Raw genomic sequence first — 15,179 nt, forward strand, 5'->3', positions numbered from 1 at the left:
AATTGATCCTGGGTTTACGGTTTACGAAAAAATATCCCTCCGCGGTAACGGAGGGATATACGCATTAAAACTTAAAACCGGTTGGGTCGTGGGTTTTATTTATCTGAAAGCTCTCTACCTTCAAATATTTTGTCCAATAACTCGGTATTTTTTCCTCCTGCGTAGGATTCTCTTTCCTGAAGGAAATCCAAATACTCATTCAGGTATTTTTGGGAGATTTCTGAATTGTCCCCATATTTTTCTCTTAGGCCATCCAGTTTTTCATGCAGTTCGGCTTGGATGTCGGCATAGGCAGGATCATCATAGACATTTTTCAGTTCCATTGGATCATTGATTCTGTCGATCAGCTCCCATTCATCTGCATCAAAATAGTAATGTACAAGTTTGTATTCTTTGGTCACAATACCGTAATGGCGCTTTACCATATGTACAGAGGGATATTCATAATAGTGGTAATATACGGCATCACGTGTCCATTCTCCTTCTCCTGTCAATAGTGGCAAAAGGCTTTCACCCTGCATATCTTTGGGAGCTTCTATCCCTGCTGCAGCCAAGAAAGTTTGGGCAAAATCAAGGTTTTGAACCATCTCATTGGATTGAGTTCCGGGAGCTACTTTCCCGGGCCAAGCCACCAATAGAGGTGTTTTGAAAGACTCATCATAAATAAAGCGCTTGTCAAACCAGCCGTGCTCACCCAAGTAGAAACCCTGGTCAGAAGTATAAACAATAATGGTGTTATCCATCATCTCGTTGGCTTCCAAATAGTCCAGCACCCGTCCCACGTTTTCATCTACTGCTTTGATGGTACCCAAATAATCTTGCATATAACGCTGATACCTCCACTTCATCTTATCCTCATCTGTCATATTTGGATAGGCTTTCTTAAAATCTTCGATCATGGGATTGTAAGAAGCATCCCAAACAGCGCGCTGCTCCGGATTCATGCGTCCTACTTCTCCATCAAAGGCCGCCTTGTCCCAGCTGGAATTAGGAGCTATGCCCAATTCATCCATCACTGCCGGCGGAATTTTAGAATCTCCCGCCCAGTGCATATCGGTAAGCAAATTCATCTCAGCTTCGTGCGCCGCTCGACCTCTTCCTGAATAATCATCAAACAAGGTGGTAGGCTCAGGGAAGGACTTTTGGGTAAACTCCGCTACATGCCTTCCTGCCGGGAGCCACTCCCTATGAGGTGCTTTGTGCAAGTAAAATAGTAGGAAAGGGTCTTCTTTGGTACGCTCTTTTTCCAACCAATTTAGCGTCATGTCAGTAATGATATCTGTAACATAACCCTCCACTTCAATTTTACCTTCATCCTTGGTGATAAAGACCGGGTTGTAATACTTTCCTTGGCCGGGCAAGATTTTGAATTGATCAAAGCCCTTAGGGTTATTGCCAAAATGTAATTTACCAAACATGGCGGTCTGGTAGCCTTCCTCCTGAAAAATTTGAGGGAATGTTACATTGGTGGTATCAAAAGGAAAGTGGTTGTCTACCTTACCATTGATATGGCTGTGCTTTCCTGTCAATATGGTGGCCCTGGAAGGAGCACAAATGGAATTGGTCACTGAGGCGTTGGTGAAAAGCATACCCATTTCGGCAATCCTATCGATATTTGGCGTCTCAATCAGCTTATTGTCATAGGCAGATATGGCCTGATAGGCATGATCATCAGACATGATAAATATGATATTAGGTCGTTCGGCAGTCTCTTCCTTTTCAGCTGTTTGTTCACAGGCCGAAAGGCCAAGAACCGCAAGAAAGCCGGCTATTATTGGCGTATATTTTCCCATTAAGTATATAATTTATTGTTATGATTGGGAAAATTAGGGCTTTGGCTTAATAATTAAAAATGTTTTTCCAAATATAGGCGGATTATGTCATTTTGGGTAGTCCATTTTATTGATTTCCGTAAGGCCGATAAAATAGAAATGTCCGAAAACCCAAGAGGGTTTAAAAGCCTTACTTTATGCCGATGGGTTAGAATTTGGGTTTAATAGGAATAACCTGCTATTTCGAAGCGGTATTCAAATACGATTATGGAAAAATCCCATTACCCCCTTGTCAAGGGGGATTTGCTGAATTGGGAAATTAATGCTGATTTTGTGACATTGAAACTGGCTGAGAAAATTCAAAATCAGCTACGAACTTGTCAGTCCTGAAAGCACAAAATCCCCCTTAGAAAGGGGGCGCAGGGGGATTATTACGGGAAAGTCCTCCTATCTCTAGTTGATGTTTTACAATGTGCCTCGTCCTAAAAAAAGTTTACAGATTAATATTTAAATCCTGCTATAGATTTACAGTTTACGAAAGAAATCCCCCTTGGTCCCCCTTTAAGAGAAAGGGGGAGTTCGTAATTGCAAGATTAACGATTCCGAACCTGATTTTGCATTTTGTTTGCCCATTTCATAAACATCTAATCAGCATAAAATTCGTAATCCTACTTATCCCGCATTTACACGCCTTATTATAATTTATCCGGATCAGCAAGTGTTCAGATTAATTCTACCTTTCAATTTCTGAACAAATAAAATTAAAAAGCGTCATCTACCGGGGAATAGAATCCCTCGTAGATGACGCCAGCACTCTTTTGGAAAAGCCTTTAGACTGCTCCCAATTACTATTTTTTAAATCTTTCAGGTATAATAAATTCATAACCTTTAGGGGGCCATGGGCCTATACTCTGTCCTTCAGGTCTTGGAGCGGTCGGCCTGATTGGCTCAAAACCTGCTGCTGAATATTTAATATTTAAGAAAGGTGTTTCAATTTTTTTACCATCTACCAGAGACCGGATACCCATGTCTGAAATACCACTGGTAAGTAATGTCCGCTCCACCGGAGCTGTAGGATTTCCGGTGACAATGAACTTCTGAATATTTAATGTCAGGTAACTGAAATGAGAATAGCTCATGCTATGGTCCAGCACAAATTCGGTAGCCACCTGGCCCTGAGCAGTGTTGGCTGCATAAGCCCAACTCTGGTTGACATATCCCGTGAGCATCACAATCGCGCCTTTGGTACCATCTGTATATTCTACAATAATGGCATTTGGATCTTTTACCAAATCCCGCATGTTCCCTTCTTTTCTTCCTTGTATTTTATTACATGCTGCATTTACCAAATCCAGGTTGATCTCTCCATCATCCATGGCTTTCCAAACATCATCTCCTCCAAGACCAAGTACGCTCCTTACTCCCGTTTCTCCTCCCTCTCTTCTTTCCACCATGCATTGCAAAATCTCTGCTACATGGAACCCATAGGCATCCAGAGAAGCATAACCTATAGCGACTGCTTCGGTAATCTTAACCCCTAAAGGATGCTCCAATGGCTGGTCCCTCCAACAAAAGGGCAAGGATGACCCGGCCATCATAGGCACATTCAGTTCCTTTGCCCTGTCATACACCCACTTACTGTCCAACCAACTGTAAGAAAGGTGCTTGTCATTAAATAATGGAACCGATTTGTTAGAAGCATCAAAAACCCTGAAAATTTGCTCCAGATAATTCATTCTCGGGTACATTTTTATGCCATAGCGACTATTATCATAATCCCCATGTTCCCCTACATAAATCACCGCATCCACAGCAAGCTTATCACCTCCCAATGTGAGTGCTCCGGCGATGGTATCGTACATTTTGGCACCATTCATTCCGGCAATTCGCACTCCGGTATCATTGTCTCCGATCTGGTCGATCCATATCGATATAATTTTCACCTGTGGGGCTACCATGCCATCATCAGTTGGAATACCTGCAAAAAGCTTGGTGGCAATTACATCAGCATGGGCACTGTTCCGATAGATATTGGCAATCAATGCGACTGTTTTTTGCTCAGAAGCAGGCTTGTCACTGCTTAGCTCAATGACTTTGGCCATGGCTTTAGCCTCTTTCTCCCAGAACATGCCGGATAAATTGATGGCCGTGGCTGCCAAAGCTGATTTCTTTATGAAATTTCTTCTTGGATTTTCTATTTCCTTATTCATTTATGTATTGATAGCGGTTTAAGTATTATGATTCTTTTGAGGGTCCGATCAATTGCTTTTTGTAATCAATCATGTCAAATCGCTCCATTAAAATATCCAGATTGTCATTTTAATCATTTCTAATTACTAAAAAGACTTTTCCGGTAATTATCGGCTACCAGCCCACGGCATATCCGTTTCTTCTAGGATCTGCTCCTCCCATTATCCAGCCGGATTTTCTATCGATAGAAACACCCTGAGCTCCTCCTACTGTCATGGACCAATCGCCCAAACTTGTATCCAAAAGATAGCCCATTTGTCTTAAACTTTTAAGCACCTGATTGTCTACACGGGTTTCAATGATGATTTCTTTGGCAGGCACGGATCCCAGTTCGTCTTTCCAACGAAACCTAGGAGCACTTATGGCATCCTGAATATTCATCCCAAAATCGATATAATTCATGGCTACTTGGGGTACCGACTGTAAAATACCAAAGCTGCCGGGAGAACCCACGACCAATTCAGGTTTACCATCTTTGTGGAACTGCATCATTCCTCCAACACACCAACCTACAGCTTTCCAAGGCTCTACACTATTCGCTAATCCCGGTGTTTTTTCCATCCAGTCAATGGCGCTATTGAAAATCAACCCTGTTTTTCCGGCCACATATCCAGAACCAAATCCTCCACCATGGGTTTGGATAATTACCACTGCGTTACCCCATTGATCCATGGCAGAAAGGCTGGTGGTTGCATACTGGTATTTGGGATCCATTTTGTCTTTTAAACTGCCCAACAACTCGAGCTCGGACTCAGTAAAATCACTCCTGTCGGCTATTTTACGATTTTTCACCCTTTCAACCACTTTCTTACGCTGTTCGTCAAGGTAACTGTCAGAAAGCAATCTGTCTACCGGCACATCAACATAATCCGGATCTCCAACATACTTATCTGTATCAATCCTACTCAAATAAATGGCTTCCATCAAATGGGCAAGGTATTCTGTACTATTGTGCCCCATGGCTTGTAAGTCAAAACCCTCCATTATTTTAAGGGTTTGTAATTGCTGAATACCCATTCCCGGAGGAGGGTTATTGTACACTTTATATCCTCTATAGTCAATTGAAATGGGATCTGTCCATTGCACACGACCCGGTACCATTGCCAAGTCCTCCACTGTGATAAAGCCACCATCTTTTTTGAATGCCGCCGCAATTTGCTCTGCAATATCTCCTTGATAAAATACTTCAATACCTTCGTCCGCTATTCTCCTCATGGTTTTTGCCAAAGGTTTATTGGTGAAAATATCTCCTATTTCGTAAGGATTTTCTCCATCTTTGAATAGAATGGCTCTGGACTCTTTGTGAGGTCTTACCCTCTCCACAGTCCCTCTCCACATGGCCTGATCAAACTCAGTAATCGGAACGCCATCTTCCAAATAGGCTATGGTCGGTTCAAAGACCTCTTTGAGAGACATGGTCCCGTAATCTTCCAATGCTCTGTTCCATCCGGCCAAATTACCCGGAATGGCAACAATCCTAGGGCCTACCGTCTCAATGGCTCCATGACCTGCGCCATCAGCAGCCTTTGCCTCATCTTTCAAAGACATAGCTTTAAATGACTTGGGCACCCAACCTCCAAAAACCAGGGACCTTACCCGGTCTTCTTCTGCGGAATAAAAAAGCATATAACCCACACCTGCAGTTCCGGACATATAGGGTTCTACAGCATTTAGGGAAGCTGCAGCTGCTACTATGGCATCAATTGCATTTCCCCCTTTGGCCAAAACCTGTTGCCCGGCAAGACTCGCCAAAGGGTTGGCTGTCGCGACCATTCCCTTTTTACCTATAGCTGCCGGCCGAAGATTTTCTTTAGCCACTTGTGCAAAGGTATTAAAGCTAAAGATGCTCATCAGCAAAATCACTCCCGACAGCATTCCTTTAAAAGCCAAGTGTTTTTTGTAGTTGGTTTTCATACTTTTTTCATTTTAATTTTTAACGTCTTTGTTTTTCCAATACTTAACAAAAATAATCTTCCTCCATTGGTCTGCTTATAGCGACCTTGGTCTTGATTATGGTTAGATTTATTGGAGGTTTTCATCTATTTTGGGCTGCTGTTCTAAATCCTCAATCAACTCTTCTTTAATAGGTTTCAAGGGTGGTTTTCCATTCCAATAGGAGGCCATTACAGAAGAGGTAAAACCCATTAATGGACCACATACCGCAGAAGCCAATCCAACCGTTGCGATCTTCCCCATTTCTTTGGCTATTCCGGATACTAAACCGGCATTCTGCATACCGGTGGTTATGGATATCGTTCTACAATCCTGTTCCTCCAGCTTGAATAGTCGAGCCATCCAATAGGCCGACAAGTATCCCAATAGATTAAGTAACAAGACCATCAAAACCAACATCAAACCCATATTCAATAAGCTTTCTCTTCCCGCAGCCATAATAATGGCCACAATTAATGCAATCCCTCCCATTGAAACAAATGGCATGGATGCATCCAGCCATTTGGCTTTTCCATGAAGAAACTTATTGAAAATCAAGCCTGCACCGATTGGGAAAAGTACCATTTTGACGATACTCCACATCATTCCCAACACATCAATAGGAATAAATCCTCCTGCATAAAATTTCATTAAAACAGGGATAAACAAGGGAGCTAAAAGAGTGGTTACCGAAACTATGGTGATGCAAAGGGCTACGTTTGCCTTGGCCAAATAAGCAAAAACGGGTGAAGCCACAGATACAGGTGCACATCCCAATAATATAAGGCCGGCAGAAATTTCCGGAGAAAAGCCACTTGCCGAAGCCAGGGCAAAAGCAATCAGCGGCATCAATAAAAATTGAGCAAATACTCCCACAATCACCGATTTAGGAGACTTCCCTAAGGCAATAAAATCCTTGATTCCCATGGAAGTCCCCATACCAAACATGATCACTTGGATCAATGGCGTGATTAAACCTGCCAGTTCATAACCTTTGAATTCAAGAAAATAATCCGGGAAATTTAAGGCTGTAGCAACAACGGTCAGTATTATTAAAGTAAAGGAAAGGCCCTTTGTAGCTTGAAAGGCCCTAACTCCAATGGCTGCCGTCAAAAAAAACGCCATCAGAACCGGTCCAATAAATTCCGTGTTTTGCGTTAAAAGCATTGCCACTGCTACCATGAAAAGCAATAGGGAACATGCTATTATTAATTTATAAATCCCATGAATTTTCAAAGCAAATGGTATTATTAAGGTTAGCCAATTTATTAAATCTTGATTATTCTTCTTTCAACTCTACGATCATTTCTATCTCCACCGGAATGCCAAAAGGTAAAGATCCCATTCCTACCGCGGAGCGTGCATGCTTACCACTTTCGCCAAATACTTCCACCATAAAATCGGAAAAGCCATGCATCACTTGTGGATGTTGTTCAAAATCAGGGGCAGCATTGACCATACCTAGAACCTTTACAATTCTTTTTACTCGATCAAGAGAGCCTATGGTGTGTTTGAGTGAGGCTAATAGTGATATTCCGGTTAGTCGAGCGGCTAATGCCCCCTCATCAACGGTCAATTCAGATCCCAATTTACCTTTCATGTATTCTCCGTTTTCTTGCATAGGACCATGTCCTGAAAGGAATACAAGATTTCCTACCTGAACTGCCAAAACAAAGTTAGCCGTAGGCTCGCCGGGTGTTTTAAGAATGATCCCCATTTCTTTTAATTTGGCTTCGGGATCGTTACCTGAACTTTGTGCAAAAGTAGATTGAACCTGGCCTACCAATAGGAAAAACGCCAACAAAAGGATTTGATGAATTTTAATTGTCATAACAGAAGTGAATTTAAAATATATGGGTAATATAAGACCACCAATCATGTGAACCTAAATTTAATATATGTAAATATTGTTAATTTTGGTTGTCTATTTTTGATGAATGGTTCAATTTTACTTAAATCAAGCTGATTTTAAACCCTCAGGTCTAATTATTATAAGTAAATAATCCATTCCCCGATAAATTTCAGAGAATGGATTATTGCATTAGTGGTTATAAGTGGTTGATGATTGTATGCCTATTTATTCAAATCCTTTTACGATAGGTAAGATGATATGACTTGCCCTAGGTCCTCCATGGTGGACTGTTTGTTGGGCAACTCTCGTTTCATCACTACTTCCCAGTGGCTTTCCGGTGTTGGGGTTTCTGTCAAATTGGGGGAAATTACTTGAAGTAATATCTACCCTAATTCGGTGACCCGGCTTGAAAACATTGGCCGTGCCTGTAAGTGTTATTTCATACTCATAAACCTTGTTGGCTTTCAATAGCTCTGCTTTTTCTGTGCCATTTCTAAATTTGGCCCTCAAAATTCCTTCAGATATTGGGTAGGCACTTCCATCCGGGTAAACATCTACCAATTTGATCATCCAATCTGTATCAGGTCCATCAGTAGCAGCAAAGAGCTTCATGGATACAGGCCCGGCAATGGATACCGGCTCAGTTAAGAATTCAGAAGTGTAAACCAAAATATCATTTCTCCTTTCTAGTACCCTTTGGTCTTTCGGCCCAGCAGGGGTAGGTGTACCGCAACAATTATTGCCTCCATAGGTAGGCACTGGAACTTGTGGATCATAGGTATAGGTATCAGTAAGCGCTTTATCTGCTTTCTCAAAACTCAAAGTTCCCCCTCCTCTTACGGAATTTGCCGGAGCATCGCCTCCTAGGTAAAGTTCTTTGTATACAGTTCCGGGAATTGGCCAGTCGTCTTCATGCCTCCACTTGTTTTCGCCCATATAGTAAATTTGGACCGGCTTTTCTTTGTCTAGGCCGTTTTGAATACCTTTCAAATAATAATCATAATACTTTAATTCTTCTTCAAATAGATCCACATAAGCATCTTCTGAAAATTTCATATCCCCATATGAGTTAGATTTAGATGGTCCATGTCCCCAAGGCCCGATAAGCATTTTCGTTCCTTTTCTTGCTTCGGGTGTTCCACCATGGTTTTTCATACCTACATAGCCATTGATGGTGCCCATCACGAAGATATCAAACCAACCTCCGGTATTGTAAGCAGGAACGGTAATTTTATTGAACCTTTCCTCATCACTTACCACTTTCCAATAGTCATCGTAGGCCTCATGTTCAACCCAATCCCTGTAATGTGGAACTGCTTTTCCTGCACTTGCCAAGTCACCGTCTTTCAATGGAAGGTGGTATAAAATATTCTCATATTTAAGTTCTTCAGGTGTATAAGCTGCAGTGTGCCAATCCTGAGGAAGCATGATTTTATTGGGCATTCGAACTACACCCCAACCATAGTTAAAGCTTAATCTGAAGGCTCCACCCATGGTAATCCAGTTGGCATATACATTGGTAGAGGCCACTGATGGGAAAATTGCTTCTAGGCTTGGGGGTGCTTGACTGGCAGCAGCCCATTGGTTATGTCCCAAATAACTTCCACCCTGGGTGGCTACTTTGCCATTGGAACAATCTAATTTTGCAGCCCACTCTATGGTGTCAAAACCATCTTTTGCCTCATCTCTAAAAGGATCCCATACGCCTTCGCTTTCGTATCTTCCGCGAACATCCTGCACAATGGCCACATAACCTCTTTGGGCAAATTTAGTCATCCGCTCATGGTGCACTCCTATACGTTGCACTCCATAGGGTGTTCTTGTCAAAATCACCGGGTATTTTCCTTCTTTTGCAGGCCTATAAATGTCTGCATAAAGAATGACACCATCCCTCATTTCTACCGGCTGGTGTCTTTCAATCTTGACTTCATATAAAATATGGTCAGGTTCAGGGTTTCCTTGAACCAAACTCATGGAAAAAACCATCAGGCAAATCAATAGCCAGAAAGATCTGCCCAAACCTTGATTAACATTTAATGGCTTCTCACCACCTAAGTGTGCTTTTCTTTTCATTGGTAATAAATAGTACGATGGTTATCAATAATAATTAAAGTGAAAACCTGAGCCCGGTTAAGTAACAACCGAGCTCAGGAAAATTAAAATTCTATTTAAATATAAGCATTTCACCTTGGAAATTTAGGATCCCACCAAACTGTACTTGTAAGTAAATTACCGACACCCTGCCTGTTATAGGCATTCATAAAATTATCTTCATTCAAATTCAATTCAGAATCCGGAATAATTAATCTTCTTGGAATGGTTCCTCCGGTAATATTTCCGGGGTAATTGGTAGGGATTAACTCCGGATAGCCGGTTCTTCTCCAATTAGAAAAGATTTCATAATTATCAAGAAATAAGGATACCCATTTTTGCGTACTGATTTGCTCTAGTTTTTCTTCAAATGAACCATCCTCTTTGAAAGGGTTTCTATCAATATAATCCTCAATTTTTTCAGATGAAATAATGCCCTCTTCACCAAAAAGTGCCCAATGCCTCATACCGGCTCTCACCGCCTCCTCATAGGCTGCTTTCACACTTCCGTTATACCAACCTCTGATACCTGCCTCAGCCAATAATAGGTGGGTTTCAGCATTGGTCATGGTCAATACCGGACTGGCATAACTTAAAACCGTATTGGGATGCGGTTCTGAATAGGTATGGAAATCATCCGGCTCACCAAATAAAGCTCCATTTTTCATTCCTCGCTGTATGCTTGTGGCTGTATCGTATACATAACCATCTCCATCCGGGTTATCTACCCATACTACAGACATCACATTCAGTCTGGGATCACCTGTGGCTTTCAAATGTTCTATAAAAGTTTCTGCGAACTTCCCTCCCTGAGTATTGCTTACCCCTGCCTGCGGGTTTTGGTAATCCTGCACCAATAGGTTGGCAGCTTTAGGATTTCTGCTGTGTTCTATTTGTCCATCCAAATAAGTAACCATAGCAATTTCATCATCCTCAATGATCACTCCTCCTGCAATGGCTTTCTTGGCCCAGGTTTCTGCAAGATTGGGACGAACTTCAGTTAATCGCATACTTAAACGAAGCATTAAGGAATTGGCTAACTTTTTCCATTTGTCTATATCTCCTCCATAAAATAAATCTGAAGGGCCAAAGGTGGGCAGGGAAGGATTAAAAGCAGCAGCTGCTTGTTCCAGTTCTTCCAACATGTCTTCATAAATTACTTCCTGGGTATCATATACGGGTTGCAATAGGCCTTCTGCACTTTTCAATGCTTCAAAATAGGGTACATCCCCATGAAGGTCTGTCACCAAATGAAACATATACACTTTCCAAATCCTTGCTGCAGAAAGCAAATTGATAGAATTTGGATCATCTTTCACTGCATTGATTACACGCTCGTTGTCTGCAAGGGCCGTATTGTATACCGGCCAATGACTTCTGGCTGCACTTTCATTGAAATACTTATCCCCAGTGCCTCTTACCTCAGAATGGGTAGCAAAATGCTGCATGGCCTGAGCAAAGATAAAGTGCTGTCCATCTGCCCCATTGGTAAAGTTATATGCCACTCCAACCAGCATTGAATTGGTAAAGAGAAACTCGGGAATGACCTCCTGATAAGCATTGGGGTTTTTATTCAAGTCGCTCAAATTATCTGTAAAGTCATTACAGGAAGTCATGGCTATTAAAGCTATAGCAAGACTAATTAAATATATATTTGAATACTTTTTCATAATATCATATTGTTTAAGAAATAAATTGGTGAACTGCAGACTGCTCTTCATTAAAAAGCAATCCTTAAATTAAAACCTATCTCTCTAGTTCTTGGAAGCATTACTCCGGAAAAATTTTGGGAGTTGCTATTAGGATCAGACCCTTGTTCAGGATCAAAATGATCTGAATTTCTGTAAAGAATGGCAAGGTTTCTGGCCACCAATGATATTTGGGCGGTAGTCAAATTCACAAATTGTAATTTCTCTACCGGTATGTTATAATTCAATACCACGCTTCTTAATTTCACAAAACTCCCATCGATCATAAAGTTGGTAGCATACTGTCCATCATTGTTATAATAAGTAGACATAAAGCTGGCAGGCCATGTTTTGGTAAAGGCATCTCCATTTTCATCAACACCCTCCACGGTCAGCCCATTGTCTCTTCCGGGTAAGGTTTCCTTAAGCAAGCCAAACCTCCACATGTATTGTTTGGCCTGAGAGAAAAATTTATTTCCAAATTTGGCATCGATAAGCGCATTTAAAGAGAAGTTTTTGTAAGTAAAGGTGTTTTCAAAACCCATGGTATAAGGAGGAACACCTATCCCCAACGGCATTGTTGGTCCTCGCATGGCATAGCCACTTACGCTATTATATACCCTAATTCCATCTTCTGTATATTCGTAACTTCTTCCAAAACGAGTACTAGAATCTTTGCCCAATAAGCTACTGTTACCGGTGGCCTGACCCGGAGCGAGGGTAAGCACCCTGTTTTTATTGTAAGCAAGGTTATAACTTACATTCCAAGAGAATACAGATGTTCTTATGGGATTACCGGTCAAAAGCAACTCTATCCCTTTATTGCTAATTTCTCCTACATTCAATAAGGTAGAGGTAGCTCCTGAAGAAGGGGCTATAGCGGTGGAAACGATGTCATCCTGATTAATTTTGCTATAAAGGGTGAAATCTATGCCAAACCTATTGTCGAAAAACTGCGCATCAAAACCTATTTCAGAAGTAGTGGAAGTCAAAGGTCTTAATTCAGGATTTGAAATGGCAGAGCTTGAAGTCTGCACTGGTACTCCCAAGTGACCTCCCAATCGGAAGCCGTACAACTGATTGATGGCATAGGCATCCACCGTGGCAGAACCTACCTGAGCCCAAGAACCTCTTAACTTCGCAAAGCTAATCGCATCCGGAAGATCAAAAGCATTGGATAAAATCACACTACCTCCTACAGAAGGGTAAAAGATTTTATTGTTTCCGGGGTTCAGGGTAGAAAACTGATCTTGTCTACCTGTGATACTTAAATAGTAAGTTTCTTTGAGGTTAAAATCCAAGGAGCTGAAAACCGAATTGGTACCTGTTCGGTAAAAACCTTTGGAAGGAGCCAGAATATTCAGGTTAACAGGACTGATCCAATCGGGAATGATGTATTCAGAACCTACAAGGTTGGAAACATCCAAAATATCTCTTTCCAAATTGCCCCCAACCATTGCAGCTAGGTTGATGCCATTGGCAAAAGTAGTGTTGTAGTTGGCAATCACTCGGCCGTTAGACCGGGTACGAAGTTCTTCTTGTGAACGGTAAGTACCCAAAGGTCTAAAGGCAGTACCTACAGGGTAATAATCTTCCTCTCTCCAGCTGCTAAAATCCCGCATAAAATCCGCTTTGATAAATAAATTGGGCAGCAGATCATAGGTTATGCTTCCTTGGGCCATCACCCTATCTTTCACATCCTTATTCCCCATTCTGTCTCTGGCGAAATAGGGGTTTGTGGCTTGGTTTACATGTTGCCACTCTACTTCCTGACCGGTTTCTGGATTGTAGCCCGGGGCTAAATCTGTTATATCAACCGTATTGGCCAATAAATAAACGCCCCATGCAGAGTTGGTTCCAACATAGCCTACCCCCGGACGGTTGGTTCCTACTTCATAATTGTATTGCACCTGGGTATCAAAGCTCAATTTATCACTCAAGAAAGCCTTTAAATTCACATTGGCAGTTTGCCTGTCGTAGGTAGACCCTTTTACGATAGCTCCTGATTGAAGGTCTGAAGCAGACACCCTATAAAGAACCGATTCATTTCCTCCGGAAAAAGATACCGTATTTACGATATTCGTACTATTTCTGTAAAATGCTTTGATATTGTCTTTGATAGAAACACCTGAATATGGCCTTTCTACTCCATCAAACTGCACATATGGCTGGCCATCCATGGGTTCACCATAAGACAAACGTCCTGTACTGATGGCTTCACCCTGACTTTGTGGACGAACACCCAGACTTCCTTGTCCATATTCATATTGATACTCAGGGAAAATATTAATAGTACCCAAAGTGAAATTGGAGTTAAGCTCTATACCAATCCCTTTTGCTTGCCTTGTTCCTTTTTTGGTGGTTATTAGGATTACGCCATTTGCTGCCTGACTGCCATATAAGGCCGCTGCAGCCCCCCCCTTAAGCACACTTATGGATTCGATGTCATCCGGGTTGATACTGGAAATCCCATCCCCCAAATCAGTAGTGGCTCCGTTGGCTTGATCTCTTACAGTGGCAGGACTGTTGGATATGGGCATACCATTGATCACATAGAGGGGCTGGTTATTACCGTTTAAGGAGCCGTTTCCTCTGATGACCACCCGACTAGAACTACCCGGTCCACTAGCCATACTTGTGGCATTCACACCGGCAATCTTTCCTGTCAAGGAGTTCGCTAAGTTGGTTTCTCTGGATTTGGTAAACTCCTCTCCTCTCACTTCTGTAACGGAATAAACCAATGATTCCTTTTTTCTCTCCAAACCGAAGGCCGTTACCACAACTTCTCCAAGAGCTTGTGATTCATCCACCATGGTCACATCTATCATGCTTCTTCCGGAAATTGGGATTTCCTGAGAAGAAAAGCCAATGAAAGAGAAGATCAATGTTCCTGTACTGTTTGGGACCGTGATGGAATATTTACCATCCATGTCTGTAACGGTACCAATATTGGTTCCTTTAAGAAGAACGTTAACACCGGGAAGGGTTTCTCCATTTTCTGAAGACACAGTACCTGAGATATTTTCTTCCTCAGCTTTTGCTTTTCTCTCTGCCTCCTTTTTTGCAGTTTGCTTGGCATCGCTATTGGGCAAATTCACGGGTAAAGCATCATTTTTGATAGCACCTTTTTCTTCCTTGTTGGCAATTACGTAGAAGCCTTCATCCAATTTGTGGTAACTCAGGTTGCTGATTGCCGTTAATTTGGACAGATGTTCCTCTACTGATTTTGATTGATCAGTAACCTCATAAGCAATTTTGGTATGGATCAATTCACTATTGCAGACAATAGAAACCTCATACATCGGTTCCAGCTTTTTAATTAAAGCCTTTAAGTTATTTGTTGAAGCTTTCTTTCCAACGTGAACTACCCGATTCCCGTCTCCCAGCGCGAGTTCCTGGGCTTGAATACTCATTACCCCGATCATAAAGACGAGCAATGAAAATTTAATTTTGTTAAGTTTTTTCATATTCGAAATTGTTAGGTTGTTAGTTATAGTGACTGACCAAACCCTGGAGTTAAATAGAATAACGCCCTGATAATGATCATTTTGGTTAAAGTAATTTTACAATTTCTTCGGTAGGCTTATGTCCTTG

The 15,179-nt window shown here is 41.7% G+C and carries 8 protein-coding genes; all 8 read right to left on the reverse strand.

Annotated features, from left to right (window positions below):
- Nucleotides 1–95: 95 nt before the first annotated feature.
- Nucleotides 96–1,793 (reverse strand): sulfatase family protein, encoded by a 1,698-nt coding sequence (locus ACYVHJ_RS14850; protein ID WP_460516033.1) that lies wholly within the window; start codon nucleotides 1,791–1,793, stop codon nucleotides 96–98.
- An 827-nt stretch (nucleotides 1,794–2,620) separates the two neighbouring features.
- Entirely contained in the window at nucleotides 2,621–3,982 is a 1,362-nt protein-coding gene (locus tag ACYVHJ_RS14855) for a hypothetical protein (protein ID WP_460516035.1), read from the reverse strand.
- 154 nt (nucleotides 3,983–4,136) lie between these two features.
- The gene (gene ggt / locus ACYVHJ_RS14860) at nucleotides 4,137–5,936 is read right to left on the reverse strand and encodes a gamma-glutamyltransferase (protein ID WP_339904223.1); all 1,800 of its coding nucleotides are present in this window, start codon (nucleotides 5,934–5,936) and stop codon (nucleotides 4,137–4,139) included.
- Between the two features lie 108 nt (nucleotides 5,937–6,044).
- On the reverse strand, nucleotides 6,045–7,136 hold the full coding sequence (locus ACYVHJ_RS14865; RefSeq protein ID WP_460516037.1) for a bile acid:sodium symporter family protein: 1,092 nt from the start codon (nucleotides 7,134–7,136) through the stop codon (nucleotides 6,045–6,047).
- 97 nt (nucleotides 7,137–7,233) lie between these two features.
- Nucleotides 7,234–7,785 carry a RidA family protein gene (locus ACYVHJ_RS14870; RefSeq protein ID WP_460516039.1) on the reverse strand — a complete coding sequence of 184 codons (552 nt, stop codon included), beginning with the start codon at nucleotides 7,783–7,785 and terminating at the stop codon, nucleotides 7,234–7,236.
- Between the two features lie 246 nt (nucleotides 7,786–8,031).
- Nucleotides 8,032–9,879, reverse strand: a complete 1,848-nt coding sequence (locus ACYVHJ_RS14875) for a CocE/NonD family hydrolase (protein WP_460516041.1) — start codon at nucleotides 9,877–9,879, stop codon at nucleotides 8,032–8,034.
- A gap of 110 nt (nucleotides 9,880–9,989) precedes the next feature.
- Nucleotides 9,990–11,567: a SusD/RagB family nutrient-binding outer membrane lipoprotein gene (locus ACYVHJ_RS14880; protein WP_460516043.1), complete on the reverse strand. Its 1,578-nt coding sequence runs from the start codon at nucleotides 11,565–11,567 to the stop codon at nucleotides 9,990–9,992.
- Nucleotides 11,568–11,617: 50 nt separating this feature from the next.
- Entirely contained in the window at nucleotides 11,618–15,052 is a 3,435-nt protein-coding gene (locus ACYVHJ_RS14885; RefSeq protein ID WP_460516045.1) for a SusC/RagA family TonB-linked outer membrane protein, read from the reverse strand.
- Nucleotides 15,053–15,179 lie beyond the last annotated feature (127 nt).

The organism is Cyclobacterium sediminis (assembly GCF_054781075.1).